32 protein-coding genes are annotated in these 22,033 nt (G+C 41.9%); 16 read left to right on the top strand and 16 right to left on the bottom strand.

The window, feature by feature from the left end; translation table 11 throughout:
• Positions 1–60 precede the first annotated feature (60 nt).
• From R7Z50_RS14185 to R7Z50_RS14165, 5 genes are all read left to right on the top strand, one after another.
• A complete protein-coding gene (locus tag R7Z50_RS14185) occupies positions 61–1,047 on the top strand; it encodes a hypothetical protein (protein ID WP_053409907.1) in 987 nt (328 codons plus the stop codon).
• A 28-nt stretch (positions 1,048–1,075) separates the two neighbouring features.
• Positions 1,076–1,240, top strand: a complete 165-nt coding sequence (locus R7Z50_RS14180) for a hypothetical protein (RefSeq protein ID WP_157052371.1) — start codon at positions 1,076–1,078, stop codon at positions 1,238–1,240.
• A gap of 80 nt (positions 1,241–1,320) precedes the next feature.
• A complete protein-coding gene (locus tag R7Z50_RS14175; RefSeq protein ID WP_053409908.1) occupies positions 1,321–1,506 on the top strand; it encodes a hypothetical protein in 186 nt (61 codons plus the stop codon).
• 138 nt (positions 1,507–1,644) lie between these two features.
• Positions 1,645–2,043, top strand: a complete 399-nt coding sequence (locus tag R7Z50_RS14170; protein WP_053409909.1) for a hypothetical protein — start codon at positions 1,645–1,647, stop codon at positions 2,041–2,043.
• Between the two features lie 88 nt (positions 2,044–2,131).
• Positions 2,132–2,410, top strand: coding sequence for a hypothetical protein (locus R7Z50_RS14165; protein WP_053409910.1), 279 nt, complete (start codon positions 2,132–2,134; stop codon positions 2,408–2,410).
• Between the two features lie 73 nt (positions 2,411–2,483).
• On the opposite strand, the gene R7Z50_RS14160 is transcribed toward R7Z50_RS14165, so the two are convergent.
• Complete coding sequence (locus R7Z50_RS14160; protein ID WP_079324378.1) at positions 2,484–3,158, bottom strand: DUF2913 family protein; 675 nt, start codon at positions 3,156–3,158, stop codon at positions 2,484–2,486.
• A 118-nt stretch (positions 3,159–3,276) separates the two neighbouring features.
• On the opposite strand from R7Z50_RS14160, the gene R7Z50_RS14155 reads away from it, so the two are divergent.
• On the top strand, positions 3,277–3,528 hold the full coding sequence (locus R7Z50_RS14155) for a hypothetical protein (protein WP_053409912.1): 252 nt from the start codon (positions 3,277–3,279) through the stop codon (positions 3,526–3,528).
• A gap of 37 nt (positions 3,529–3,565) precedes the next feature.
• Here R7Z50_RS14155 and R7Z50_RS14150 read toward each other — a convergent pair whose 3' ends face one another.
• The 6 genes from R7Z50_RS14150 to R7Z50_RS14125 form a co-directional block, all read right to left on the bottom strand.
• Positions 3,566–4,003, bottom strand: a complete 438-nt coding sequence (locus R7Z50_RS14150) for a hypothetical protein (protein ID WP_139374574.1) — start codon at positions 4,001–4,003, stop codon at positions 3,566–3,568.
• Positions 4,004–4,121: 118 nt separating this feature from the next.
• Complete coding sequence (locus R7Z50_RS14145) at positions 4,122–5,285, bottom strand: hypothetical protein (protein WP_079324376.1); 1,164 nt, start codon at positions 5,283–5,285, stop codon at positions 4,122–4,124.
• 13 nt (positions 5,286–5,298) lie between these two features.
• The gene (locus tag R7Z50_RS14140; RefSeq protein WP_017190402.1) at positions 5,299–5,577 is read right to left on the bottom strand and encodes a hypothetical protein; all 279 of its coding nucleotides are present in this window, start codon (positions 5,575–5,577) and stop codon (positions 5,299–5,301) included.
• 48 nt (positions 5,578–5,625) lie between these two features.
• Complete coding sequence (locus tag R7Z50_RS14135) at positions 5,626–6,723, bottom strand: RecT family recombinase (RefSeq protein WP_026000351.1); 1,098 nt, start codon at positions 6,721–6,723, stop codon at positions 5,626–5,628.
• Positions 6,724–6,791: 68 nt separating this feature from the next.
• Entirely contained in the window at positions 6,792–7,655 is an 864-nt protein-coding gene (locus tag R7Z50_RS14130; protein ID WP_079324372.1) for a recombinase RecT, read from the bottom strand.
• Positions 7,656–7,735: 80 nt separating this feature from the next.
• Positions 7,736–8,416 carry a hypothetical protein gene (locus R7Z50_RS14125; RefSeq protein WP_017190399.1) on the bottom strand — a complete coding sequence of 227 codons (681 nt, stop codon included), beginning with the start codon at positions 8,414–8,416 and terminating at the stop codon, positions 7,736–7,738.
• A 277-nt stretch (positions 8,417–8,693) separates the two neighbouring features.
• On the opposite strand from R7Z50_RS14125, the gene R7Z50_RS14120 reads away from it, so the two are divergent.
• The 4 genes from R7Z50_RS14120 (at position 8,694) to R7Z50_RS14105 (ending at position 10,908) form a co-directional block, all read left to right on the top strand.
• Entirely contained in the window at positions 8,694–9,470 is a 777-nt protein-coding gene (locus R7Z50_RS14120) for a hypothetical protein (protein ID WP_017190398.1), read from the top strand.
• Between the two features lie 2 nt (positions 9,471–9,472).
• The gene (locus tag R7Z50_RS14115) at positions 9,473–10,021 is read left to right on the top strand and encodes a metal-dependent hydrolase (protein WP_017190397.1); all 549 of its coding nucleotides are present in this window, start codon (positions 9,473–9,475) and stop codon (positions 10,019–10,021) included.
• 18 nt (positions 10,022–10,039) lie between these two features.
• Entirely contained in the window at positions 10,040–10,534 is a 495-nt protein-coding gene (locus R7Z50_RS14110; protein WP_017190396.1) for a hypothetical protein, read from the top strand.
• Positions 10,535–10,632: 98 nt separating this feature from the next.
• Positions 10,633–10,908, top strand: coding sequence for an HU family DNA-binding protein (locus tag R7Z50_RS14105; RefSeq protein ID WP_017190395.1), 276 nt, complete (start codon positions 10,633–10,635; stop codon positions 10,906–10,908).
• Positions 10,909–10,970: 62 nt separating this feature from the next.
• Here R7Z50_RS14105 and R7Z50_RS14100 read toward each other — a convergent pair whose 3' ends face one another.
• Complete coding sequence (locus tag R7Z50_RS14100) at positions 10,971–11,507, bottom strand: hypothetical protein (RefSeq protein ID WP_017190394.1); 537 nt, start codon at positions 11,505–11,507, stop codon at positions 10,971–10,973.
• Between the two features lie 240 nt (positions 11,508–11,747).
• On the opposite strand from R7Z50_RS14100, the gene R7Z50_RS14095 reads away from it, so the two are divergent.
• Positions 11,748–13,178: a DUF4145 domain-containing protein gene (locus tag R7Z50_RS14095; protein ID WP_318130202.1), complete on the top strand. Its 1,431-nt coding sequence runs from the start codon at positions 11,748–11,750 to the stop codon at positions 13,176–13,178.
• 73 nt (positions 13,179–13,251) lie between these two features.
• Here R7Z50_RS14095 and R7Z50_RS14090 read toward each other — a convergent pair whose 3' ends face one another.
• From R7Z50_RS14090 to R7Z50_RS14070, 5 genes are all read right to left on the bottom strand, one after another.
• Positions 13,252–14,331 carry a hypothetical protein gene (locus tag R7Z50_RS14090; protein WP_017190392.1) on the bottom strand — a complete coding sequence of 360 codons (1,080 nt, stop codon included), beginning with the start codon at positions 14,329–14,331 and terminating at the stop codon, positions 13,252–13,254.
• Positions 14,332–14,380: 49 nt separating this feature from the next.
• Positions 14,381–14,959 carry a hypothetical protein gene (locus R7Z50_RS14085; protein ID WP_139374573.1) on the bottom strand — a complete coding sequence of 193 codons (579 nt, stop codon included), beginning with the start codon at positions 14,957–14,959 and terminating at the stop codon, positions 14,381–14,383.
• 347 nt (positions 14,960–15,306) lie between these two features.
• On the bottom strand, positions 15,307–15,774 hold the full coding sequence (locus R7Z50_RS14080; protein ID WP_017190390.1) for an H-NS family nucleoid-associated regulatory protein: 468 nt from the start codon (positions 15,772–15,774) through the stop codon (positions 15,307–15,309).
• 81 nt (positions 15,775–15,855) lie between these two features.
• Positions 15,856–16,134, bottom strand: a complete 279-nt coding sequence (locus tag R7Z50_RS14075; protein WP_017190389.1) for a hypothetical protein — start codon at positions 16,132–16,134, stop codon at positions 15,856–15,858.
• Positions 16,135–16,136: 2 nt separating this feature from the next.
• Positions 16,137–16,424 (bottom strand): hypothetical protein, encoded by a 288-nt coding sequence (locus R7Z50_RS14070; RefSeq protein ID WP_017190388.1) that lies wholly within the window; start codon positions 16,422–16,424, stop codon positions 16,137–16,139.
• Between the two features lie 275 nt (positions 16,425–16,699).
• On the opposite strand from R7Z50_RS14070, the gene R7Z50_RS14065 reads away from it, so the two are divergent.
• On the top strand, positions 16,700–17,002 hold the full coding sequence (locus tag R7Z50_RS14065; RefSeq protein ID WP_017190387.1) for an HU family DNA-binding protein: 303 nt from the start codon (positions 16,700–16,702) through the stop codon (positions 17,000–17,002).
• A 10-nt stretch (positions 17,003–17,012) separates the two neighbouring features.
• Positions 17,013–17,558 carry a hypothetical protein gene (locus R7Z50_RS14060; RefSeq protein WP_017190386.1) on the top strand — a complete coding sequence of 182 codons (546 nt, stop codon included), beginning with the start codon at positions 17,013–17,015 and terminating at the stop codon, positions 17,556–17,558.
• Positions 17,559–17,660: 102 nt separating this feature from the next.
• Here R7Z50_RS14060 and R7Z50_RS14055 read toward each other — a convergent pair whose 3' ends face one another.
• Positions 17,661–18,146: a lytic transglycosylase domain-containing protein gene (locus R7Z50_RS14055; protein WP_017190385.1), complete on the bottom strand. Its 486-nt coding sequence runs from the start codon at positions 18,144–18,146 to the stop codon at positions 17,661–17,663.
• A complete protein-coding gene (locus R7Z50_RS14050; protein WP_017190384.1) occupies positions 18,136–18,528 on the bottom strand; it encodes a hypothetical protein in 393 nt (130 codons plus the stop codon). Before R7Z50_RS14050 ends, R7Z50_RS14055 begins: the two co-directional genes overlap by 11 nt.
• A gap of 86 nt (positions 18,529–18,614) precedes the next feature.
• Between R7Z50_RS14050 and R7Z50_RS14045 the strand changes: the two genes are divergently transcribed.
• Genes R7Z50_RS14045 through R7Z50_RS14035 form a run of 3 tightly spaced genes read left to right on the top strand, consistent with a single transcriptional unit; the run spans position 18,615 to position 20,190 of the window.
• Positions 18,615–19,259, top strand: a complete 645-nt coding sequence (locus tag R7Z50_RS14045) for a hypothetical protein (RefSeq protein ID WP_017190383.1) — start codon at positions 18,615–18,617, stop codon at positions 19,257–19,259.
• Entirely contained in the window at positions 19,259–19,750 is a 492-nt protein-coding gene (locus R7Z50_RS14040; protein WP_079324361.1) for a hypothetical protein, read from the top strand. The genes R7Z50_RS14045 and R7Z50_RS14040 overlap by 1 nt, the downstream gene beginning before the upstream one ends.
• Before the next feature lie 2 nt (positions 19,751–19,752).
• The gene (locus R7Z50_RS14035) at positions 19,753–20,190 is read left to right on the top strand and encodes a hypothetical protein (RefSeq protein WP_017190381.1); all 438 of its coding nucleotides are present in this window, start codon (positions 19,753–19,755) and stop codon (positions 20,188–20,190) included.
• Positions 20,191–20,290: 100 nt separating this feature from the next.
• Here the strand turns inward: R7Z50_RS14035 and R7Z50_RS14030 are convergent, their stop codons facing one another.
• On the bottom strand, positions 20,291–21,595 hold the full coding sequence (locus tag R7Z50_RS14030; protein WP_318149139.1) for a hypothetical protein: 1,305 nt from the start codon (positions 21,593–21,595) through the stop codon (positions 20,291–20,293).
• Positions 21,596–22,033 lie beyond the last annotated feature (438 nt).

Genomic DNA, 22,033 nt, shown 5'->3' with positions numbered 1-22,033 from the left:
GGAGTGTGATTATCCCTTTTGGGGATAGTCCCTCCTGAATAACAATTCTGTGGAGGAATTATGACTACAAAAACACTAACTGCTTATTTCAACTCTCAACTCAAAAGCTTAGGTTACGACGATATTGCTCGAGAAAATAACACCACTTGGTCACTTAATTATTGCCAAGGCGATGGTGTGTTTTTCCCGGAAGCAAAACTTCACTCTGATGATGCGAAAACATTATGTGATCGCCTTATGACGGGTAAACATCGCGCAGCCGTGAAACGAGCTATTGATAAAGACATCGAATTTTCCGCTGGTGGTAAATACGATGCCGAGTATGAAGATTGGAGAATGTCATCAGATCCTACGCCACTCGAAAGAGAGGCATGTGATTTGTTTGTCAAAGCTATTAAGCAAGACCTTACAGATTTGGCCGCTAGGTTCGAGTCTGAGGGTTATGCGTTTCTTGAAGCTACACCAACCGAAGATGAACCTGAAATCGTGTCTACACGTCACCTGGGGCGCCTTCGTGTGGTTGTTAGCAAGTGCAATGAAGATTGGTTTGACCTTTTTGGCTGTGATGCCGAAGAGGACATCCAAAACGATACCGAAGTAATGCAATCCATCATTAAAGGTGAACTCAAGTTTTTCAGTTTGAAGGTAGAAGTTTTTGACCTGACAACTTTAGATGAATTTGAGGACTACGATGCTCTGGATAGCTTAGCTACAAATTACTTAGGCGGTTGCGTATTGGGAATAAATGAAGATTTTAACGCTTCTTTTCGCTGCGAAGTACGTGGGCAAATTCATGAATTGGTAAGTGAATGTCGAGTTTTACTCGATATGGAACGACCAGAGCGTGAGGCCTTCTTTGCAGCAGTTCGTGAGCAAAAGCGATTAGCACTTTTAGCTGAACGAGATCGCCAAGAAAGCGAACGTCGTGCAGCTGAGTTAAAAGCAATTGCAGAAGCCGAAGAAGCTAAAGAGCAACTTGAGATGGCTAAATGGAGCGGAATGGTCTTAGACAATTCAGTATCTGTTCACTCAAGTGCAAGTATCTAAATTTTCAATTAATAGCAGGAAAACAATTATGAAATTCTCTACATACAACGAGTTTAAAAAAGAAGTAGTAAACCTATTGAAATCACGCCTTGGCGTGAACGATGGTGACATCGATGAAGTCTCTTTGCGAGATTCCTTCGAGTCAGGTTGGTTGCCCTCTGATCATGTTGATTTAGTAGCGGCGAATATCTAACACCACATTTCAATCACACTAATGCCCGTTCGGGGAGTTTCCCGGATGGGATACTCCTTTGTTCAGGCTGGGGAGAAAATATGACTATAGCGAACAAGCCTCAAAGTGATTTTTTTCACAAGGTTGAGGAACTGTTACAGCAACAATTTGGGATAGGTATCGATGATGTTGGACCTGAAATGGTTGAGTCGTGCTTCGCGGGGAATGAAACACCTGCAGAGTGCGTTGGCCAACTGGCATCAAAGTACGAGTTAGACGAAATCTAATTCAACTTAACTATCTATTTCAATAACTAGTCAGTTTCAGTTCTACGGACCTGAAATAAAACACACAACCTCTTTCAAAATGGAGCAGTAACTTAAAGAAGTGCGAAGTTTAGGGCAGGGGAAAAGGACAATAAAAATATGAAAAGCAATAACAATACTAATTCAGCTAAAAAACTAATTTTGGTTTCTGCAGTGGCATGTGTCATTTCAGCAGCTGACGGTTCTGAATTTACGAATGTCTTTGAGGCAAACGTAAAAACTCTATCGTTTTTGGTCATTGTAATGGGGTTAAGTGCTCTGGCACTTATTAAACCTCAGTTTGTTAAGGAGTGGTGTTCTAAGGCATCAGTTACGCTTGCTGTGCCACTAGTGGTACTAAGTGTTCTGAAGGTATTTATTGCCTACGCAGTAGAGCCTATGTGGTCTGTTATAGCAGTGTCTATCTTCATTAGTCTGAGTGTTCAGATCATTGCTGATATACGCATCGTAACACCACAGCTTCGAGAAGTATTTGTTGTAAAAAAGAAAGTAAATTAAATCAAAATATCCCCATTTGGGAGCATAGCCTCCCATATGGGTTCGCTGTGTCTCTCACCTGGGTTTCAATAACGTATAGGTGAATATTATGGCGAAACATAAAAACAGAAAAAACAGAAATACACGTCGCCAAAACGCTCTTCAAAAGAACGATAAACGACGTCAACAGAAAAACAAACAGCTGAGAAAGTCGCAGCAAGCAGATTTGGGTAATTTCCTATCTGCTACTGCAGCTAACGCAGCGGCAGCTGGACTTATAGGTATAGCGGTTACGAGTGGAGACAATATCGGCTTAACTGTCGGATTGATTCTTATCGCAATCAGCCTTGGTCTATTTTGGCTATCTCTGATAGTTAAAAGGCTGTAGTAAATAAAAAACCCGTAGGTTGTCCTCTAATGAGGCGCCTACGGGTTTTTTTTTGGTTCAAATATATGGGGAGTTACACGTTTGTTTGCGGCATATGCTTGTCCGGGCTTCCATTATTATCTGGCCATATCTCGATAGCATACTGTGTTCGACCCTTATGACGATTTTTCTGATGCAGGAATAAAACGATGCCTGAGTCATAGAATGCGTCAACGAGCTCTTGAACGTTGTTGCTAACGACTAAAAGCGTGATTGGAGCTGTCAAACGGCCAAGGTTATCAAAGGATTCAAAATGCTCGCGCATAATGAAAGCAGTATTCTCGGCTGTAGCTTCGTATGTGCCTTCTGTTTCCCAATCTCGGTCCAAACCCCATGTAATTTCCCAACCAGCTTCTTTTAGCTTATCGCCGGCATTATTGATACGGCGTTTGTAGCTGCCTGGGAATCGTTTTGCGTGCTCAACTTTCTTCTGATAAGCCTCAATAACTGACTCAAGACTTTTCTCCATGTTACTCAGCATTCCGTTCTTTATGCCGTTTGAAGCCCAGATGTCCAGTTCGTCTTTGAAGGCGTTTCCAAATCGACCAGATTTAGCCGCTTGAATCGCCCATTGGCCAATGAATTTATTCGCTGCTACACGGTTTTTAGGTGGGTTAGGGTACTTACGCGCAATTCCAAGAGCGACAAGGGCGCACCACGCGACGTGCGCAAGCTTTGCTGGATTATCGTGTCTTAAACTTAAACTCATAATACTGTCTTTCTGGTTAGGTTTTTATCCATTATACAACGAATATTGAACATGCAAGACCTTGGTTGTTTAAAAATCTAGTGTTATAGTGAAAGGCAGGTATTGGTAGGAGAGCAGAATGATTGTCATCCTAAGTGTTGTAGTAGTAACCTTGATTATCATTACCCTTTGTATTCGTTATAGAAATATCCGTTTCCTTTCTAACTTTGGTAACGGTTGCTTTATCGGTTCGATAGCAGCATTTTTTTTCGAATGGACAAACAATAATAATCAAGAGGTTCTGGTATACCTCGCCCTTATCTTTGTGGCAGGGATTATATCAAAATTGGTCGCTTTATACCTTGGGCGACGCGAAATGAAAAAAGGCTAGAGAGCAAATGCAATCTAGCCTTTTTCTGATCAGTAACTTAGTAAAATTCTTTCGTCTCACCATCAGTGTCATTAAGCATATCTAGCATTTGTTTAACGACTATATCCGCCTTATAGTAGTCTTGCTTCGGCATCGATAAAGTATGGATGTTGAGACTACTAAGCAAATCGAGCGCTTCAAGCGTCTTTGATTCAGACTCGTTATACCAGTCTCGGCCACCAGCAGTCACAAAGAATGCCAATTGTGGTTTCAATGTTCTTGGGTCCAGAAGCAGTATATCAATTGCCACATCAGGCACATCTTGCTCAATCTTGCTAACTATTGTCTTTAAGCTCGTACCGAACTGGACTAGGTAACAATCACCAAGTTGCTCATTCACATCCAAGTACAGCCGCATTTCGGACTCTGTTTCACCGATCGTTCTAGTGAGATACTTTGCATCCGATTTAGATTTTTTTGGCTTATTCTTTCCCATACTTCTTTTTACTATGTGGTATATCGATATTAAAGCGACCGCCACGAGAAGTAGGACAGCTGGGTAGTTTGATACTATATTCATATTTAAACGCTCAATTTAGAACGTGTAGTTTATATCAGTCTTTACATTGTTCCAATTTATCTAAGAACCCAATCTCTTCGCTTGAATACAATTCACGCACAGTAATGCTTTTTGGGTGAAGATTGAATCCAAGTTTTCGAGCTAAGACTGGATCTAATAACGCGGGTTCATCACCTTCAAGTTTTGAGATAATCTCAATGTTTTTGATTTCTCCTGTCGCCGCAGAACTAAATTTTACCCTTACATTATCTAGTTCTTCGACGTCGAGCTCTAGCGAGTTGTTCGCTTTACCCAACTCAATAGGAATACCATCGACATAAGCGCAGAGTGTTACTGTGTTCGTGACCTTGCAAACTGTCATGACCTGGAGCGTAGTTTCGTTTTTCAAATCCATCTTGTGCTTCACTCTTGTTAGTTGATTTGAGTCTCTTACTGCTTCTTTGTGTACCAGCACAATCTCTTTACCGGTTATCTCACAAGATTTATAAGCAATATGCTTTTCCTCTGTTGAATAAAGAGGGTTTACAACGTAGGTGTATGGTATTGCTCGGTTAAATGTCTCGTTCAACAGCTTAATTCGCTCTTCGAGACTACATGTGGTTCTGTCGCAACCGTCGTAATAAATGTCCTTGATATACACGGAACCATCGGCAGCCAGTTGTACATCTACAATCAGTTTACGACCTCTCAAGTACTGGTTGATTTTGCAAAGTACCGCCATGTTGCGCTGGTTTACGCAAATGGGGATACCTGCTGGGCTCATTACTGAAATTGCATATTGAGCGTCCGAATCAAAACTCACTAAGGCGTCGACACCATATGCGGGAACTACTTGTACCGCGTAATTGTCGCTACTGAACTTGTCCTTTAGTTCATGCTCTTTAACTTCATCCAATCCAGTAACTAGAGGGTAATTCGTTTTGTCCCCGTTGTTTTCAAACTTGAACGGCATTGTCGAGTCAATGATGATCGACCCCTCTTTGATGTAGTTATTCACCACTGACTTAAACATCTCAAAGATGATGTTTGATGGTATTGGTTTTGGTGTGGATGGGTGAAAACTTTTCTTTAGTTGGCCACCGGCAGTAACTTCCGTGAGCTCAATAATATGTCCTTGGCTACCGCGTTTTGTTTCAAGTTCAAACGTTTTTCCGTCTTTAGTGGCCAATGCAACAGTTAATGCTTCGTTGTTTACCATTGGGTGCCTCAGATCATTGAATGCCAGGCGCGCACGCCATAATGTTCAAGTGCCGTGGAGCGCAGACAGCAAGAGCATTACTGGTATGCTTGAATGTACAGTTAACTTTAACTCCATCGAGCATGTCGATTGCAGCTTCATGACCCACAACTGTTTCAACTGCCTGCGAAGCAACGGCGACCAGTTTATTCAGCGCTTTTTGAGCATCTGCCGCGGTCGCTGCCCCAGATGATTTAAGGAACAGGGCGATGGCTTTTTCAGCCAGGATTTGTGTTTGAGAGCTAGAATGCATAGTTGATATATCTCATTTTGTTGGCCCCGGCTAACCGGGGCAGATAAATTAGTATTGTGGCTGGTGGTAAGGCATTTCTTCGTAATACGGTAAATGTTCATCATGCCCATTTACTAACGGCTGCGTGTCATGCATTGGAACGTTGTCCGTATTTGCATCTATACCTTTCAAATAATCCTGCATAGCACTTAATCGCATTGCGATTGGGCCAGTGCTGTTTATCGGCCAATCTTTGAAGCCTTGTCGAATGATGCTTTTAGCGACCATCTGTTCAAACCAGTCGTTCCATACTGCACCAAATGACAAATTCCGCACCTTGTTGATCAGGTCCATGCTTACTGGAGTGCAAATAAAACTTCCGTCAGGGCGGCGAGCAAGACAATAGCCACCAACAAGTTCGCCACGAGCTTTAGTATCGAACGGGTTATATTCGTGAATAGGTTTTGTGAATCGGTCTACCCACTTGAAGTCATCATTTTTATACACCAGTTCGGCAACAGCACTATCGATTGCGCCGCTGTCTATACCAAGGCGGCGAAGACCTTTGTACGAAGGTTCTAAGTGACACTCAACGCGCTTAAGGTTTTTGTTCCACCGTGGGACCAAGTATGCAAGACCAAGCTGAGGGTTAAGAGTCAGGCCGCTATTGGCAACGAGAATTAGTGATTTTTTAATAGACTCGTGTGTCGCATAGGCGAGGCTGTAATCTTTGTTGTTTGAATTGTTGAAATTCACTTCGATTAATTGCTTTGCATAAATAGCCTCTTCGTAGAAGCGAATGTCTAACCCTGAACTTTTAGCAATTTTGTCGAAGGATTCCTTGGCGCCATCGAGCACATTAGAAATTTCAGTAAAGTTTGCTGCCGGCAAATTGGATTTTACTTGCTGGGGGCGTTGATCTTGAGCCTGCCACTGCGCAGGAGCTTGACCGGCACCTCTGACTTGTTGACTCCCTTGCACACGAGCCGGTGGCTTATTAGCTGTGCGTGTTTGTTGATGGGGAAATGTTTGAGCAACAGGATGTGCTACTCGAGATTGAGCAGTACGCGCATGTTGACGATTCTCTTCCATAACTGGACGTGTGTTGTTATATCGACCTTGCTCCATTCCTGTATAGCCAGAATGGTGTTGCGATGTATTACTCATTACAAAAATCCTTAATTTATACCTGTAATCAGAATTCTCTGATGCTTTCAAAATCCCGCAAGTGGCCGCTATGTGAAATAGAGCCCTTGAGTAGTGGCGGTTTCTTGGTGGTCGGTCAAAGGTGTCTCAACGATTTCTGGTTTTGGTGTGCGCTTGAAGTAAGCCTCTGCTCGAGTGCGATGGCCATTGTTTGGTTCTGATTGACGTGACGAATTGACGATTGCTCGACGCTCCGTTCTTTCATAAAGGTCTAAGTCATCATCTGACAAATATTTTGCTGCTTTTGATAGTCGGCCGTGCTGAGCGCTAGCCAGAGAATGCAATGAACGCTTTAGGACTTGTTTCTTACGGAATTCATCAGCAAAGACTCCAAACCAAGCTTCATTTCCACTAAGCAAAGCTATTTGGTTGAGCTCGTCAGCTTTCATTAGCGTGGTGAGATAATCACCATTAGGAGTGCATATTGTGCATAAAGAACCAACAACAGGCCCACGGTCACCAAAGAGATTGGGTATCTCAATTTGTGGCTTACTGGTTAAATCATTGCTAAGTCGCACTTTGTCCTTTTCATGAATAACCCAAGTGGTCACATGCGACAAAGCGCCAGCTTCGGCACATAGATGAAGTAGACCTTTGTAAGTCACGTGCAATTTAGCAATAGCTTGCCCGGTTGCACTCATTTCACCCACTACCATTGCATGGTCAAGTGACGGTGATAAAGACAAACCAAGTGCACCTGCATTAAACAGTGCATGCGCGATGCTTTCAGGCCTTGTTTTTGACAATGGAACACGGCCACTTTGAGAGTTGGAAATTAATCGCAAGGCGATTCGGGATTCAACATTAAAATCCAAATGTTTGAAGTCGTTTTCACTTACGATATTGAGATAGTCATGTTTTATCTGATTAATGGCGAACTGGTATTGTTTCATTGCAAATTCCTCTCTTTACGAAAATTAGAACCCAAGTTTCAAATCGCGCTAGTCATTATTTTTTTCTAGCGCACCAAACGTTACTGTTTGCTAAACAAGGCTAAATCGATAGATTTTGTGGCTTTTTGCAATTCTGAAAGAACCGAGCAGGGCGGGGCTATTAAACTCTTGAGTGCTCTTTTAAATACATGTCGTTTTGCGAAGTCAGGCGTCAACGCCTTTAGGTCACCTGTACTCAGTCGAGAAAGCTCTTTTAGTTCATTAATAGTGATCGTCGTAAGCAGTTGATCGCCACACGGTACTTCAATGATACAGATAGCACCTTTTATCATTTCACTCTTTACGGGCGGTCTTACAGCTGTGTTTGTACCGAGTACGTTACCATTCCAACTGATTCCTTCATCACCAGTTACAACATCAAGGGTAGTAATCTTGTACTCATTCACGCGTGACATCGTTGCTTCTATGCCGGCCAGTGAGACATCGATGTAATACTCTTGGGAATTATTTGTCGCGTTATAGGCAGTTAAAGAAGCGAGTCTTTTTTCTGGGCTTAGAGTTAAGCCTAAACGAGCTACATGAGTAATTGCAGTAATAAGGCTCTCAATAGTATCTGAACCCATTACATGGCTACGTTCAAGGTTAGGTACCAATTGATGTATAAACTCAACTTCGACCTTAGTGTTTAATAAGCAATTAATGGAATTTTCGTTGTACACGTTTTTAATGTCTTCTATGAGATTCTGATAGTGGCTTTTCATGTCTACATCCGTATTTGAAATATGTAATAACTAAAATATTATAGATTTCAAAACGCGCCATAATGAAAGCGTGATAATGTAACTATATTAGCGTATTCAAGATTGATACAATGTTTCAAACTTAAACCACGGAAGTCCTCAGTCCTGGGCAGTTGATCTGCGGGATATGCTGGCAATACACGGTATAAATTTTTTTAAAAAAATTGGTTTTTGGGGGGTTGCGGGATCTGACATTGAGTTGATGATTGTCCGGTAATCCAACGAAAAGGAAATGGTTATGACATTCGTAAAAACAAACGTATCGGCTATCTCTCTACTTGCAGCAATCATTATGGCTGGTTGTTCGAGTACTCCTACAGAGCAGTATCAAGAGAAGCTACAACAAGAAAAACAGGTGAAATACAGCAAAGAAGAGCAGAAGTTTAATTCTGTTCCAAGCTGGTTCCTAAATGCACCACAGAACGATGATCAAGGCATTTATGCTGTTGGTACTGCCACCAGCAATAACCTACAGTTCTCAATGAATCATGCAAAATTGAATGCTGAATTCACTCTAGCTAAAAACCTAAGCCAAGAGGTTTCTGGTCGTGAACGTGCATTTATGCGCGCAGGATCTAACGGTAATGTAGAGTCAGATTCAGAGTCAGTAGTGACGAAGTTTGTTGATTCTGCAGATATTGTTGGTGTTTCAACCGTCAAAAATGAAGTTGTACTGATCGACGGCCAATACACCGTTTACACACTTCTGCACTTGTCATACGAGAACCAAGCAAAGATCCTCGCTCGTAAGGCTGGCGATACGACTCAAGCTACAGCAGCCAAAGCCTATGAGGAAGTTGAAGCCGAAGTGCGCCGCCGTGCTGCAGAACGCCACCAATTGGAAGTAGATAAAGCTGCCGCAGCTGCAAAGGCAAAAGCAGAGGTTGAGGCAGAAGTACAGGCCAAGGCTGAGGCAGCAGCTAGTAAGCAAGCGAAAGCAGAGAATGACACTCGAAATAACGAGTTAACAGCATCTGCTACATCGCTAATTCAAACTGTTGAAAGCAAGATTTAACCGTGATCGGACGTAATCATGTCATAAGCGCTGGTGCGGCTTGGTTATTGGCTGAGCCGTACCTATTGAATTACCAACCGCAACCGTTTGAATCAGCTGTAATGTTCGTAGCGGTGCTTTTCGGCTCATTGCTTCCTGACATCGATTGCCCTGAGAGCATTATGGGACGGCGAGTGAAGTTTATCTCTGTACCATTAAGCTGGTTGCAAGGAGATCGTGCTTTGCTTCCTTGGAGTGAAGATACGCACAGTCGCGGTATAACACATTCAATTTGGGCACTTGCCGCTTGCTTCTATTTTCTAGCAGGCCAGTTAGGTATAGCAGCTGCGGTATGTTTTGGATTTGTCGCCCACTTAATAGGAGATGCATTAACACCTGCGGGAGTTCGTCTATTTTGGCCACTGACAATTAAAATTAGAAGCCCAATATGTTTTAGGACTGGAGGGTTCATTGAGTACTTATTTACGACAGTTCTAGCAACGGTTGCAATAGCCGTTTGGCTCGGATACGACGTATTGAACATGTTATACGGGTTAATTGAAACCTATTGATTGAGAAGGTGATAATGCATGATCAATGAAAGCATTACGGGTGTAATAAACATCAAGGGAATCATTCCTCAGTTCGCTTTGAAGGAATTTGATGCTGATGGTCAATTAGAAGAAGCTTCACCCGAAGATATGATAAGCCTTATTTCAAGCGTGACGTCTGAATTCGGTGAGGGTGGGTTACGCTATTCCTTTAATCCCAGTGGTCGAGACTTACAGATAAAAGTTGTTGACCTAGATGTTGAAATTCAGGTGTCTAATTTGAGTCAGCATATCGACTGGGATCTGGAAACAAAGTCGGACTTTTTACTACTACGCTCGGTTATGCCAAAGCACCTGATGTTTGACAGTGAAACGGTAATGGCCATGAATGAGGCTCACCCAAACATTAAGCTGTACCTAAAAAATGAAAGGCTAGTGATCGAAGAAGCCTACTATCTTTCATATGGCGTTTCCATATTGAATTTAATGGACCGATTAAGTGCCTATTTGAACACTTTAAGCACTGTCGAATAATTGAAAAACGCTATATTTATTGAATTCATTGACACGATTCAATGAATAGCGTTTTAATACAAGAACTGAATTTAGACCCTGATAATCAAGGAACATAAATGAATAAGACGCAATTAGTAGAAGTTATCTCTGAAAAAGCAGACATCTCTAAAGCAGCAGCAGCTCGCGCACTGGATGCAATGCTAGAAGGCATTACCGAATCGCTGGCAGCTAAAGAACCAGTGCAGTTTGTGGGTTTTGGTACTTTCAAAGTAAATGAGCGCGCTGCCCGTACAGGCCGTAATCCAAAGACTGGTGAAGCTATTGAGATCAAGGCTGCGAGTGTACCTGCATTCACAGCTGGAAAAGCATTGAAGGATAGTTTAAATAAGTGATTGAAATTCAATAAAAATGCTCGCTATTTGGCGAGCTTTTTTATACCTGAAAAATGAGGGTTTTACAAGGAGTCGGCTAAATCAACATACAAATTTTTGGTATGAACAAGCTGGTGGACAGACGGGGTAATATCTTCGCTAATGTCGATGTCGCGGAATCTTTTCTCACGAACAATTGAGCTGCTAATGTTGCTGATCTCAGGGTTTACCAGCAAAGATATGCGGCCGACTAGGTGCGATGTATCACTCGATGTAGAAAACTTGGCAATGAGTTCGGGTTTTACAACGAGAGTTACATCTGCAGAAGGGTACTCAGATTCAATGTATTCAATCACCTGACTTGTTTTTACGTAGGTGCCATCAGAGTGAATTAAATGCTCTATAGCGTGCACTGAGGCGTTGTGAGCTGATATGTCACATAGGAAAGCTTCAAGCATATCAATTCGGATTCTGTAATCTGTCAGTCGTTCATTACGAGCGTAAGCCTGAATTGGCACTAGAAACACCCGATCGTAATTGTTCAAGCTCTCTATCAATTGCGAATGGCCAATAGTGGGCGGGTTGAATGCACCAGGCACGACGGCGATTTTCTCTTTCATATTTCCTCTAGCGGTTGCATTACTAATCATACTCTCAACGCTAAATGTTGAACGTGAAGTATTATAGAGGTATTTCAGAATAAGTCATGTGCGGTAAGTGTTATGTTTCGCAATAAAACTGGATTCAAACCTTTGAAATCATGCGAAAGGTAACAAAACAGTATTTCACACAATATTAAAGTTTATTCATATCTACATGCATATTAGAATTTCCATCAACAAGTTGTGCGATTTGAACAATTGAATAAATTAGTGGAAATATTGAGTTTAAGAAGGAACGAACCATTCATGCCACAGATGAAACCAATAACCGATTTAGAGCTGAGTTACCTGATTTCGTCAGAAGTTGGTGATCTGTATGGCAAGGCGATTGAATTCGCAAAAAGCATACCCGATTACTCTCTGATCCAGTACCGCCACATTATAGATGCGATGCTCACTCAATTAGCTGACCGGCATGAAGTTGAGTTTGACCGAACTGACTTAATCACTCGGATTGATACACTATTTGACTCACAACTGATCAATAAGACGACCAAAGACAGCTTTCATCAAGTGCGTATCCTGGGCAACAAAGGTGCTCATATTGAACGTGATGTGCCAAAAGATGGTAACGCTGTTCGTGATACATCTGAACAGAAAGAAATGATGGTTCAGTTGGTCGAACAGGGGCGTAAACACCTAATCTCTTTGTTTGAGGATGTAATACGTCTCGAAGACAGCAGCATCCGTTTGGGTGAGGTTGTAATGCTCGAGCTTTCTATCCAAGAGTTTCAAAAGGTAGTTGCTCAAGGGATTCTTACTTGCGACTTTGAAGCAAAAATGAAAGCAGCTTTGTTGGTCGATAATGCCGCCAATGAGCAAAGTGAGCGGGGCAGCTTACTTGTTTCAGCAAATGACTCAGCTCACTCTGAATCAATGAGAGCTGTGGCAATGAGCCTCTTTGATGCTTGTTGTACTTTAAGTGCCAACATAACGGTTGAGAAGGAAATCTATGGCCAATTAGATGAAACCAACCGTGAGTCTTATATTACGAAACACGCAGACCTTGAAGCGCTGTTCAACTATGCGTTAACTGCAGAGTTAGTCACTGATGCAAACATCAAAAAGAAGGTTGGGAGGCTTAAAGCAGCTGCGGAGCGCGGATTTGAACCGGCACAGTTATTTTACGCAGAAGAACTCTATTTTAATCAGGGGAAGTATGACGAAGCGTTGAAGTACTTTGAAATGTGTATTGATGGTGTAGAACCTGGCGTATACCTATCCCTTTATCAGTTCTTTAAAGATAAATCTAACCCTCATTTTGATCAAAAGCGTGCCTATGAATATTTAAATAGAGCAGTTGAAGAGGGCGCCCGGAGTGCAAAATCCACATTGGCTATGGAATATCTAAGTGGGGATTATTTGCCGCAAAATGATGCTTTAGCTCACACGCTGATAGAGGAAGCGGCACAAGAGGGTTGTAGAAGAGGGATGATGTTGCATGGGATGTTTGAAATCCAGAAGTTTGCAAAGCAGTTTGTGGCAATGGAACCGGAGAAAAAACAGAATCCTCACATCAAACAAGACAAGCTGGGCCCAAATGAACCTTGCTACTGTGGATCTGGTAAGAAATACAAAAAATGCTGCAAGGGAAAAATCCCAAAATTGCCGCATGATTTTTTCTATTAATTTGCCTACTTAGAATTTTCATTAACACTCTAAAAGAGCCAGCCTCGCAATTTGCGAGGCTGGTTGTAAATCCTTATTCGCTAAAATTCACTGCCGGCATCCATTCCGGGATAGTAGCGCGGCCAAAGAATGGCATTAAATCTTCTTTTCTCAATACCTTCTTCTCCTTAAGCAACTCAGACAGTTCAACTAATAGGATCTTGTTACTATCCATGAATTCCACCAGCTTTGTTGTATAGGCATCTTTTAATTCATTGATAGACTGGTTGTTCACTTCCGTTTCCAACAGTGTTTGTGGCTCATTGAAGTAGGGTAGATTTGAAAAACCTGAATTCAGGTAATGTCGAGCAACACTTTGATACCTCTCAATGTCACTGCCACCGCCATCTGCGTGTTCACCAAATACAGTACGTTCTGCGCATAGCCCTCCAAGTTTCAAGAGAATTTCAAATTCGAGTTCAGGACCAGTATTAAGGAGGTGTCCTGGGCGCGCGAAGGATACTTGGCCAAGAGTGCTGTCCAATCTGCTTTTATCGTTAATTGTCACTTTGAAGCTGTCAGGTATCCCCTCAGCTGCAGCGAACACTAGGGCGTGGCCTGCTTCATGAATGGACGCGGTATTAATGTCACGCTTCGTTGGGAATGGTGAAGATTGAGTTTTCACTAACTTTGCTTCTGCCATTCGACATTCACCAAGATTCGAGTACATGACACGAATAGGCATCAAATAGTTGATAGCATATGCGAGAATAACCCCGGCAAAAATCATTATCGACAATGACTGATTAGATAAGATCGCGTCAATGATAGAAGTCCAATCATTCTCGATAACATTAAGAATCAAAAATGTAGCTAGGAACTGCAGAATCATACTGTGATTTGAGAGCTTACTGCCAAGCAACATTGAAGTGACTGGGCGCATAGTGAAATTGAAACTCATAAAGCACACTAGCGTAAGGTAAAGGGGTGAAGATAGCTCAGTTAAATCCTTGGCAATGTACCAGCTGTTAAACAGGTATATAGTGAAACCAATACCCATGAAAAGTGAAAAAATAGCGCTGGCTACGTCACTGCTATTTTCTATTGGAACGGTAATAGATTTTACGAGGTTTGCTAATTTGCCTTGTAACTCTTGATGACGCTTTAGTTTCATTGGTACTCCGGGTTCTATTCACAGGTCTTTGCACAGAAAAAGTGGATAACTATTTAAGTGAGCGAAATGGTTGTTTGTCACTGTCACGTGTAATGATTTGCCCAGCACTAAAACTCTGATTTTGTGTGACAATCGGTTGGCTAAGTACGCCACTTTTGATTTGCCCGCTAGGAAACAATGTAATTTCCTGATTTGCAGCAAATACTAGTTGTCCATACTGAACTGGTGTTTGGTTTGGTACATATGAGCGGATTGCACCACCCTCATACCAACTGAGTTGGCCAATGATAGGGATGTTCATGTATCGGCTAGGGCGCGATAGATTCACACCTAGACTCTTGTCCACAGGATCAACAAAGTATGTGCTGCCGGCCGGAATTAAGATGTCGTGGCGCCATTCATCAGCAAGGGATGGTTGAGCTCTATTGTTGTCAGAAATAACTCTGCTGCATTGCTTCGATACACGTTCTTTCTGTTTGATCAGGCATTTTAGTAAGTGTTGAGTGTCTCCATCACTCGATGAACAAAAGCTACTAATTTCAAATTGGCAGTAGCGTTGAACTTGGTGTAATTGGAATTCACCTTTGACGGTTGCAATCTCTTTCACTTGTCCAATTATCTGGTCCATTCTTTCCTGGCTCATTGTACTTTTAGATTGCTGAGTTTGATTCTCTTGAACAGCTTTAGATTGGCGTTGTACTTGTGCCAGTATTTCCTTTTGCCAGTCATCTGTTTGCTCAGTTGAAAATGAATAACTGTACGTAGATACCAAGCTAAGGGAAACGCTCAGTAAAACGAATGAACGTCGATAGAGCACTTGAGGTTTTGTTTTATAAAGATCCAATATCACACCATACTACGCATTCAATAAGTGTAGTTATTATTGCATGGTTGATAGACGGTCATAAAGAAAAGTAGTGTAAAGAATTGGAAATAGTGGACATAAAAAGGCCTCCATCTGGAGGCCAATTCGACTTATTCTTCGTCTTCTGGTTCTAAGTTTCTAGCCAGGCAATCTTTATCGATATTTACACCTTTCTCGATAAGATCAGCAAAGTACTTAGGCGTTCTACCTTTACCATTCCAGCGATGTTCTTCGCCTTCACCGTCAATATGCAAGTATTTCGGTTTGCGAGGCTTCTTAGCTTCTTTCTTAGCTGCAACTTCTTGTGGCTTAGAACTAGTTAGATCAGATTCAGACAAACCACGCGCTTTCATAATCTCTTTAATTTCTTCGATATTGCGCTGTCTTTCGTCTTGAGCCTTGCGTTCTTCTTCTTCTTCAATCTGACGTTCTAGGATTAGTTCTTCTAAGCGCTCCTTCATAGCTATCATGCTTGTAGAGTCGACCGGCTTGAGATACTTACGCATACGTCGGATTCTACTCATGACACTTAGGAATTCAGCTTGAAAGTCTTCTACTGCTTCTTTTGGATTAGCCACCTTGCTCACCTCTATTCAAATAATTACTTATATCCGAATGAGAGTATATAGCAGTAGGTAAGGTAATTAAAATATTGGGGATTACTTACTTCTAACTTTTGCGTAATCGTTTAAAGAATTGTTACTTGGTTGCTTTGAATTAGTCATTTGAGCAGACAGCTCTGAGACTGGGCGGTAACCATCGATAGGGAGGAGTCTTACATTTTTTGGTATTTCATAACTGGCAGAACGACCGTCTGCCAGTTCGATAGAAGCGCTTTGAAATCGACCAAAGTATTTAGCAAACAATGATAAGTCATCGATCATGCCGGCTTCTGTTGCCAATTGAAAAAATTGCTTTCGTTCATCACCAAGTGACATTTTTAAGCACTAACTTGTTGTGATGCAATTAAGCTTTGCAACACGTCTGATGGAAGCTTACTTAGCTCTAGCATTTGGTTAGCACGAATTCTCGACTCTTCTTTTTTTGATTCATTTTCTTCAATTAGGTCGGCACACCATTCCTTAACGTCAGCTATAGATACCTTCTCCAAAATTCTGTTGATGATCGCAGGCTGAGTTAGACCAGTAGTTTTGCGAAATTGGTTAACGTTAGATTTAGCTTCCTTAGTAAATTGAAAGCTTGTTGAAGTAGATGACTCTGTAGACATATTGAAAACGCTAATTATTGAATGTGTGGTTAAGGATACATTTGATACAGGGGTGATTTCAAGTTGTAGATCTCATACGAAGAGTTTTGTCTTTGCAAACTGTCCGTTTGGCAATTACAGGCTTCTTAAAACGGATGTTGTGTTGATTATTATGAGTTTTTTCCGTAGCACGTCCGTGAACCAGAAAGTATTGAATTCTATGATACCTTTTCATTGATTGAATGCATACGCTAAGTGTAGAATTTGTAGTAGTGATTGAATGGAGAGGAAGTTGTATGTTTCAAACTGAAAAAATTTCTACAAAAAACTTAGCTCTAAAACTAGCGGAAAAAAATAATCATCTATCTGTCGATGAATGTGAGATGGCAATTAAAGTGGTACTTAATCAAATCGCTGGTGGTATTGAGCGTGGCGAAAGAACAGAGATAAGAGGCTTTGGTACCTTTTCCCCAGTCATCTACAAACCAGGCACTAAACGTAATCCGCGAACCGGTGAGACAGTTTCCACAGGTTATCGTGGAAGAGTTCATTTTAAACCTTCCAAAGACCTTAAAGATTCCGTCTTGTCGTTAACGTGAGGATAAGATTTTGGTAATTAACCGTAAATTTCATGATGCGATGTCTATCTTAATTGTACTGTGTTATATCGACTTAAAGCATACTCACATTTTTGTCGGCCAAACACTGGCAGCAGATTTCATGGGATCACTATTTACCTTTGCTCTAATAGTTCCAGTGCTTTCGATCTTTCTTCGTATTACTAACCGCTTGAATAAGAATGCTAAAAATTCCCCATTGGTCTTGAGCATCTATGATTCGAAAATCTTCATGAAGTGGAGAGGACAGGAGCATTCCATTTCGCTAGAAGATACCGTACTTGAACTTCTACATAACGATAGGTACGCCTTAGAGAAAATTATTCGGGAAGGTATCGCGGCTACTGACAAGGAACTACCTAAACTACTACCTAGCCCACTTGTAGTGGTTGTCACCGAGCTTAAGTTTAGCAATCTCGAAAGGGAGGCACTTGGTGGCGTGATTTGTAATGCTGGCGCTATCGAGATCACTTTTAGTGAAAGTAACGATAGCAGTGACATCGAACTGGCTGCGATGAATGCAAAAATTAATGTCTAGCTCGATACATAATTGAATTGGTACAGGTAAAAAACAAAAAGAGAGTGCGATTTGCGCCACTCTCTTTTTTTTTTCGAACCTACAATGGTCGGCATCAATATATTATTCACGTACTATATTAAAACCAGCACCTTCTTTCTCAGCTCGGATGCGGTATGCTTTCATTACTTTCTGCAGGTAAATCAGTTTATATGTCTTCGTCTTAGAATGGTAATGCCCAACAGCATTCCATACACTTTGACCATCTTTTAGCTCATTCAACCGTTGTTTCAACACGCGGCCAGCGACCTCAAGATTAAGACAAACATCATCTTTGAGCCTTTGCCAAGTAACGGTCGGGTACTCATGCTTGAACCAGTATTCTTCAAACTGGATTGTGTTCACTTGCCCGGGTCCAAGGTCAAATGAACCATTCGACTCGTTATAAGAAACGGTGCCTTTCTTTCCCCGTTCGACATCTAATATTGCCATCATCAATGTAGAGTCGAAGTCGAGCTTATCAGCTGCTTTCTCAACACACTGCTCAATAACCATTGGGGCAACCGTTGTGCCGCGTGCAACGTCATCGATCGATATATCAATGACCATTCTTGGTTAATCCTAAGTAATGGTTGAAGCCACGGTGTATGAAAGCAGGGCCGATGCCGCAAGCGAACCAGATTGTTAAGTCAATGTCTTTCATTAATTCAAATGCATTACCGGTTACGTTGGAGTTCAACAAGAAGAACGCCACAAATCCACTAGCTAACTGAGGAAGGAGTAGGTACATGATGTCGACACCGAATAATTTCTTTCGATCCATCATCATGTAAAGCGCAGCGAAATGGAAAAGGAAAAGGCTTGAAAAAAGCAAGCCGTAGATCGACTGAGAAAAAATAGATAGGCAATACAAACCGATAACAGCACCTGTAGCAAGTCGGTCACGTTTAACTTTTAGCTTTTTGATTTCATCCGAAGTTAATTCTGTCATTTTTGAATACGCTGTTCTTTGAAGTTGCAAGAAGTTTACCAACAACTTAGTATCTACACAAATAAACAGCAGCTGGAGCGTATTAAATGGGTTCTGAATTGAATGCAGGCCGTAGTTTGCGAAGTCAGACGAATAGTATTGAGGAAAATGACCACTTACTAAAGCAAATTGAGAGTGCAATACCAACTACGAAAAGTGACCAGGTACGTCAGTTTGTAAAAGAGCACAAAGTTGCCCTTAGTGCTGCGCTGATCATTTCTGCAGGTGTTGCCCTGAACACATCGTCAGTCGAAAACATCTGGAGATGGATTAAATTGCAAGCTCAGGAAGCGATGGCCACCGGGCAACTCTTGTCTGAAAACCCAATTGGTGTTTTCCGCTCTACGTTCATCGGATATACCGGTGACATCAAAGACTATGACCAAAGCAAGCTAATTCCTCTTAAGTTTGATTCCATCACTCTCTACAAAAATGATGCTGTTCGTTTTAAATCGGAATTTGTAGTTGAGCCAAACGATTATCGATTTAGTGACTGTCCTTTGACAATCGAAGGGATGCTAGATGGTGCTGATGGTGGGATTACAGATGGAAACTATCTGACGGTTCTTGCTTGTAATGGTCAACAATCTCGCTTGCTTGATAACTACCGCCTTGTTGCGTTTCCACCGGAGAAAAACGAGCTTCTAGCCCCAGCAAGTTACTTCTTATACGAAACAACTAAGGAAAAATGATGCTCGATACATTTGACAGTATATCGGTAATTCCGAGCAATGATGTGACTCTACCGTGCAGGGAATGTGGAGGGCTTGTAAAGGGGGTAGATGGTGATTGGCTTAACCTTGATGTTGGTAAACCAGCGAAGGGGATAGGTTGGTCATATTCAGTGATGGATTGCGAACACTGTGGAACAACCTACATGTTCAATCTTGCCGTAGTAGAGCAACCGTTAGATGAAGAAATTGCCATAGATAACTGCCACGATTTTGAATCTGAACGATTTGTCCAGTTCAAGAAAGGCGACATTACGATTCTTGGCCGCGAATGGTTCGGAGTGGTCTTTAGCAATCCTTTAGGAAATTTTGAACCACAATCTCAACCCGTTATGGCTGAATACAGCTTTGGCCCACTCAAATCACAAGCTCGGTTAAAAGACCTCGCTCAGCAGTTCACTGATGCGCTTATTTGCCGTGTTCAAGTCGAAAAGCTTAACTCAAAGGATTAAACATGAAGTTAAAATCATTGTACGTTGCCCTACTAGCCACCAGCACGATTATGGGGTGCTCAACTCATGCCGGTAGTACTTCTGAGGAACAACCCGGAGAAAAAGAAGCAACTGTTATTTCAGCTGCAGTAGAAGCAAAACTTGAAGAAGTGGACAAGATTAGCCCAACAATTTCACGCACCATTAAGATGGTTGGCCTTAAAAGAGAAAATGAATGTGGTGTTCCATTCACAGAAGCTGAAATTATGAACATTGGACAAACAAACTCCTATTTTGGCTTCTTCACGGCACTAACACATATTGTATCCACTTCTGATCTGGATGCCTTGTATAACACTGCAGAACAGTCATTTGACTGTGATAATGCTGAATGGATTAAGAACACGAAAACCAGCATGGAAAGCTTTTTCCTAGATCGTCAAAAAGAAAAGCAAAGCTGATAACTATTAATTATAAAGGCACCTTCGGTGCCTTTTGTCTATATCATTTAACAGGCGCATGTATTTATATACGCCTGTTAATCGTTTTTCTAAACAGCTTTTATTTACAGTCGTGTTTTCTCACGTAATAACCAGGAAAACCCACTGGTCCATAAACACCAGAGGCTGTATATTTCTTGAGTCCAATTGGACTACATGTTGCACCAGCTTTAACCTCAGTATTTGTACTGGTAGCCTGGTAACCTTGATTTCGTACTTGTTGAGCTATATCCATCATCACATACTGAGGTACATTTTCGATCACAGTGGTGGTTACCCACTTGCCTGAAACAATCTTAGTCCCAGTAGCAGTGCGGGTAGGACTAGCATTCGATACAAGGTTTTCATTTCTGGTCGTTACAATCGTACTACCATCTTTATATGACCATGTTCGTACTAACATTTGAGAACAATTCCGAGTTTGAGTAAAAGCTGTGCCCTTGGCCACCGTTCCTGTATCTGGTGACCAAGCCGAACAGCTGTATACATCGCCAGAGTTCGACCAACCTGATACTGATACAGCTATTGTTCGTTGTTCATCAACAGTTTTAATCCGAGAGTTGTCCTGCAGAGCACCAACGTTTCTAATTTCACCGGTTACTGCGTTTTTCTGTTGCTTCTGTTCAGTACGAGTTTGATTCTGCTTGTAGCTGCGTGACTGGGTGAAATTGGACGTTTGGTTGAAAATCGCTGGATCCCAAGAGGTATAGGAATATGGATCGTCAACATTTGTCCATTCACCAAAAACAGATGCCGTACTTAGCCACGGATATTTAGAGCCTGGTACAGTCTGATATTTGATGTCATCAATACTCTGTAGTTGAGGGTGAGTGCCGATCACTTCGCTTCCAACTTTGTAAGTCCACGTTCTGGTTTGGTCTTGTTGGCAGGTGTATGTCTGGTCAACGGTCAACCCTTCATAGGTTTCAGCGGCTGGTGGCACCCAGTCACCACAGTCATGTAGATCACCGGTATTCACATATGCGTCAACGGATGCTTTCACATCTCTTGATTCAGACGCAGCGCGGTAATCGTATTCAGTTACCGGTTCACCGTTATTACGGATCTCCCCAACGTTGGTGTCTTTGTCGCGGTCTTGACGTTCCCGCGTATACACGTCCTTGTATTTGCGCGTTTGCGTAAAGTCGGTCATCTGTTCACTAAGGGGAGGTAGCCAGCTCTCATAATCGACATTCTGACCAGAGTCGACCCACGGGGTATATGTCGGGTCAAAGACTTCCCAAAAGCGGTCATCAATCGAATAGAGGCTAGGGATGTAGACCTCGTACTCAACCTTACCAATATCCTGCTTTCTCAATGGGGCGACTTCAAATTGGAGCACACCATTATTTAGCTCCTTTGACATTGCCAAAGTATCACCGGGTTTGATCACCCTGCTATCAGCCCTAATAGAAAAAGGTGCATCATCAGGTACTCTTATCTCAAAATCATGCATTCCGGTTGCAATGTTCTCTTGAGAAGTCCTCAGTACATCGGATTTGAAATAGCCAAGCGGCTTACCATTATTATCTTTTAGAAACTGTTCTGAGGGTAACGTAAGCGTCCCTTGATGGGCGGCAAAAGATGTCATAGGTAATGCAGTTGCAGCGAGGGATAGCATTCCTATAAATTTAAGAGTGAGCTCTATCATCAGTGAGTCCTACTATAAAAAACTTACTTGAATATTATGAGGTTATTTAAATTCGACTGATGAATATGTTGTACGATTTAGATGTACTTTCTCTGAGCTTTTGTTTTTGTGAGATCAAAAAGGCACGTTAAACGTGCCTTTTTGAATTAAATA

This window comes from Vibrio sp. 1249-1 (assembly GCF_033340495.1).
This window is presented reverse-complemented; position numbering and strand designations above follow the sequence as displayed.

Bases quoted from the DNA above. Each gene is read 5' to 3' on its own strand.
- R7Z50_RS14185 (WP_053409907.1), top strand. From the start codon at position 61: ATGACTACAAAAACACTAACTGCTTATTTCAACTCTCAACTCAAAAGC.
- R7Z50_RS14180 (WP_157052371.1), top strand. From the start codon at position 1,076: ATGAAATTCTCTACATACAACGAGTTTAAAAAAGAAGTAGTAAACCTA.
- R7Z50_RS14175 (WP_053409908.1), top strand. From the start codon at position 1,321: ATGACTATAGCGAACAAGCCTCAAAGTGATTTTTTTCACAAGGTTGAG.
- R7Z50_RS14170 (WP_053409909.1), top strand. From the start codon at position 1,645: ATGAAAAGCAATAACAATACTAATTCAGCTAAAAAACTAATTTTGGTT.
- R7Z50_RS14165 (WP_053409910.1), top strand. From the start codon at position 2,132: ATGGCGAAACATAAAAACAGAAAAAACAGAAATACACGTCGCCAAAAC.
- R7Z50_RS14160 (WP_079324378.1), bottom strand. From the start codon at position 3,158: ATGAGTTTAAGTTTAAGACACGATAATCCAGCAAAGCTTGCGCACGTC.
- R7Z50_RS14155 (WP_053409912.1), top strand. From the start codon at position 3,277: ATGATTGTCATCCTAAGTGTTGTAGTAGTAACCTTGATTATCATTACC.
- R7Z50_RS14150 (WP_139374574.1), bottom strand. From the start codon at position 4,003: ATGGGAAAGAATAAGCCAAAAAAATCTAAATCGGATGCAAAGTATCTC.
- R7Z50_RS14145 (WP_079324376.1), bottom strand. From the start codon at position 5,285: ATGGTAAACAACGAAGCATTAACTGTTGCATTGGCCACTAAAGACGGA.
- R7Z50_RS14140 (WP_017190402.1), bottom strand. From the start codon at position 5,577: ATGCATTCTAGCTCTCAAACACAAATCCTGGCTGAAAAAGCCATCGCC.
- R7Z50_RS14135 (WP_026000351.1), bottom strand. From the start codon at position 6,723: ATGAGTAATACATCGCAACACCATTCTGGCTATACAGGAATGGAGCAA.
- R7Z50_RS14130 (WP_079324372.1), bottom strand. From the start codon at position 7,655: ATGAAACAATACCAGTTCGCCATTAATCAGATAAAACATGACTATCTC.
- R7Z50_RS14125 (WP_017190399.1), bottom strand. From the start codon at position 8,416: ATGAAAAGCCACTATCAGAATCTCATAGAAGACATTAAAAACGTGTAC.
- R7Z50_RS14120 (WP_017190398.1), top strand. From the start codon at position 8,694: ATGACATTCGTAAAAACAAACGTATCGGCTATCTCTCTACTTGCAGCA.
- R7Z50_RS14110 (WP_017190396.1), top strand. From the start codon at position 10,040: ATGATCAATGAAAGCATTACGGGTGTAATAAACATCAAGGGAATCATT.
- R7Z50_RS14105 (WP_017190395.1), top strand. From the start codon at position 10,633: ATGAATAAGACGCAATTAGTAGAAGTTATCTCTGAAAAAGCAGACATC.
- R7Z50_RS14100 (WP_017190394.1), bottom strand. From the start codon at position 11,507: ATGAAAGAGAAAATCGCCGTCGTGCCTGGTGCATTCAACCCGCCCACT.
- R7Z50_RS14090 (WP_017190392.1), bottom strand. From the start codon at position 14,331: ATGAAACTAAAGCGTCATCAAGAGTTACAAGGCAAATTAGCAAACCTC.
- R7Z50_RS14085 (WP_139374573.1), bottom strand. From the start codon at position 14,959: ATGGACCAGATAATTGGACAAGTGAAAGAGATTGCAACCGTCAAAGGT.
- R7Z50_RS14075 (WP_017190389.1), bottom strand. From the start codon at position 16,134: ATGTCACTTGGTGATGAACGAAAGCAATTTTTTCAATTGGCAACAGAA.
- R7Z50_RS14070 (WP_017190388.1), bottom strand. From the start codon at position 16,424: ATGTCTACAGAGTCATCTACTTCAACAAGCTTTCAATTTACTAAGGAA.
- R7Z50_RS14065 (WP_017190387.1), top strand. From the start codon at position 16,700: ATGTTTCAAACTGAAAAAATTTCTACAAAAAACTTAGCTCTAAAACTA.
- R7Z50_RS14055 (WP_017190385.1), bottom strand. From the start codon at position 18,146: ATGGTCATTGATATATCGATCGATGACGTTGCACGCGGCACAACGGTT.
- R7Z50_RS14050 (WP_017190384.1), bottom strand. From the start codon at position 18,528: ATGACAGAATTAACTTCGGATGAAATCAAAAAGCTAAAAGTTAAACGT.
- R7Z50_RS14045 (WP_017190383.1), top strand. From the start codon at position 18,615: ATGGGTTCTGAATTGAATGCAGGCCGTAGTTTGCGAAGTCAGACGAAT.
- R7Z50_RS14040 (WP_079324361.1), top strand. From the start codon at position 19,259: ATGCTCGATACATTTGACAGTATATCGGTAATTCCGAGCAATGATGTG.
- R7Z50_RS14035 (WP_017190381.1), top strand. From the start codon at position 19,753: ATGAAGTTAAAATCATTGTACGTTGCCCTACTAGCCACCAGCACGATT.
- R7Z50_RS14030 (WP_318149139.1), bottom strand. From the start codon at position 21,595: ATGTCAAAGGAGCTAAATAATGGTGTGCTCCAATTTGAAGTCGCCCCA.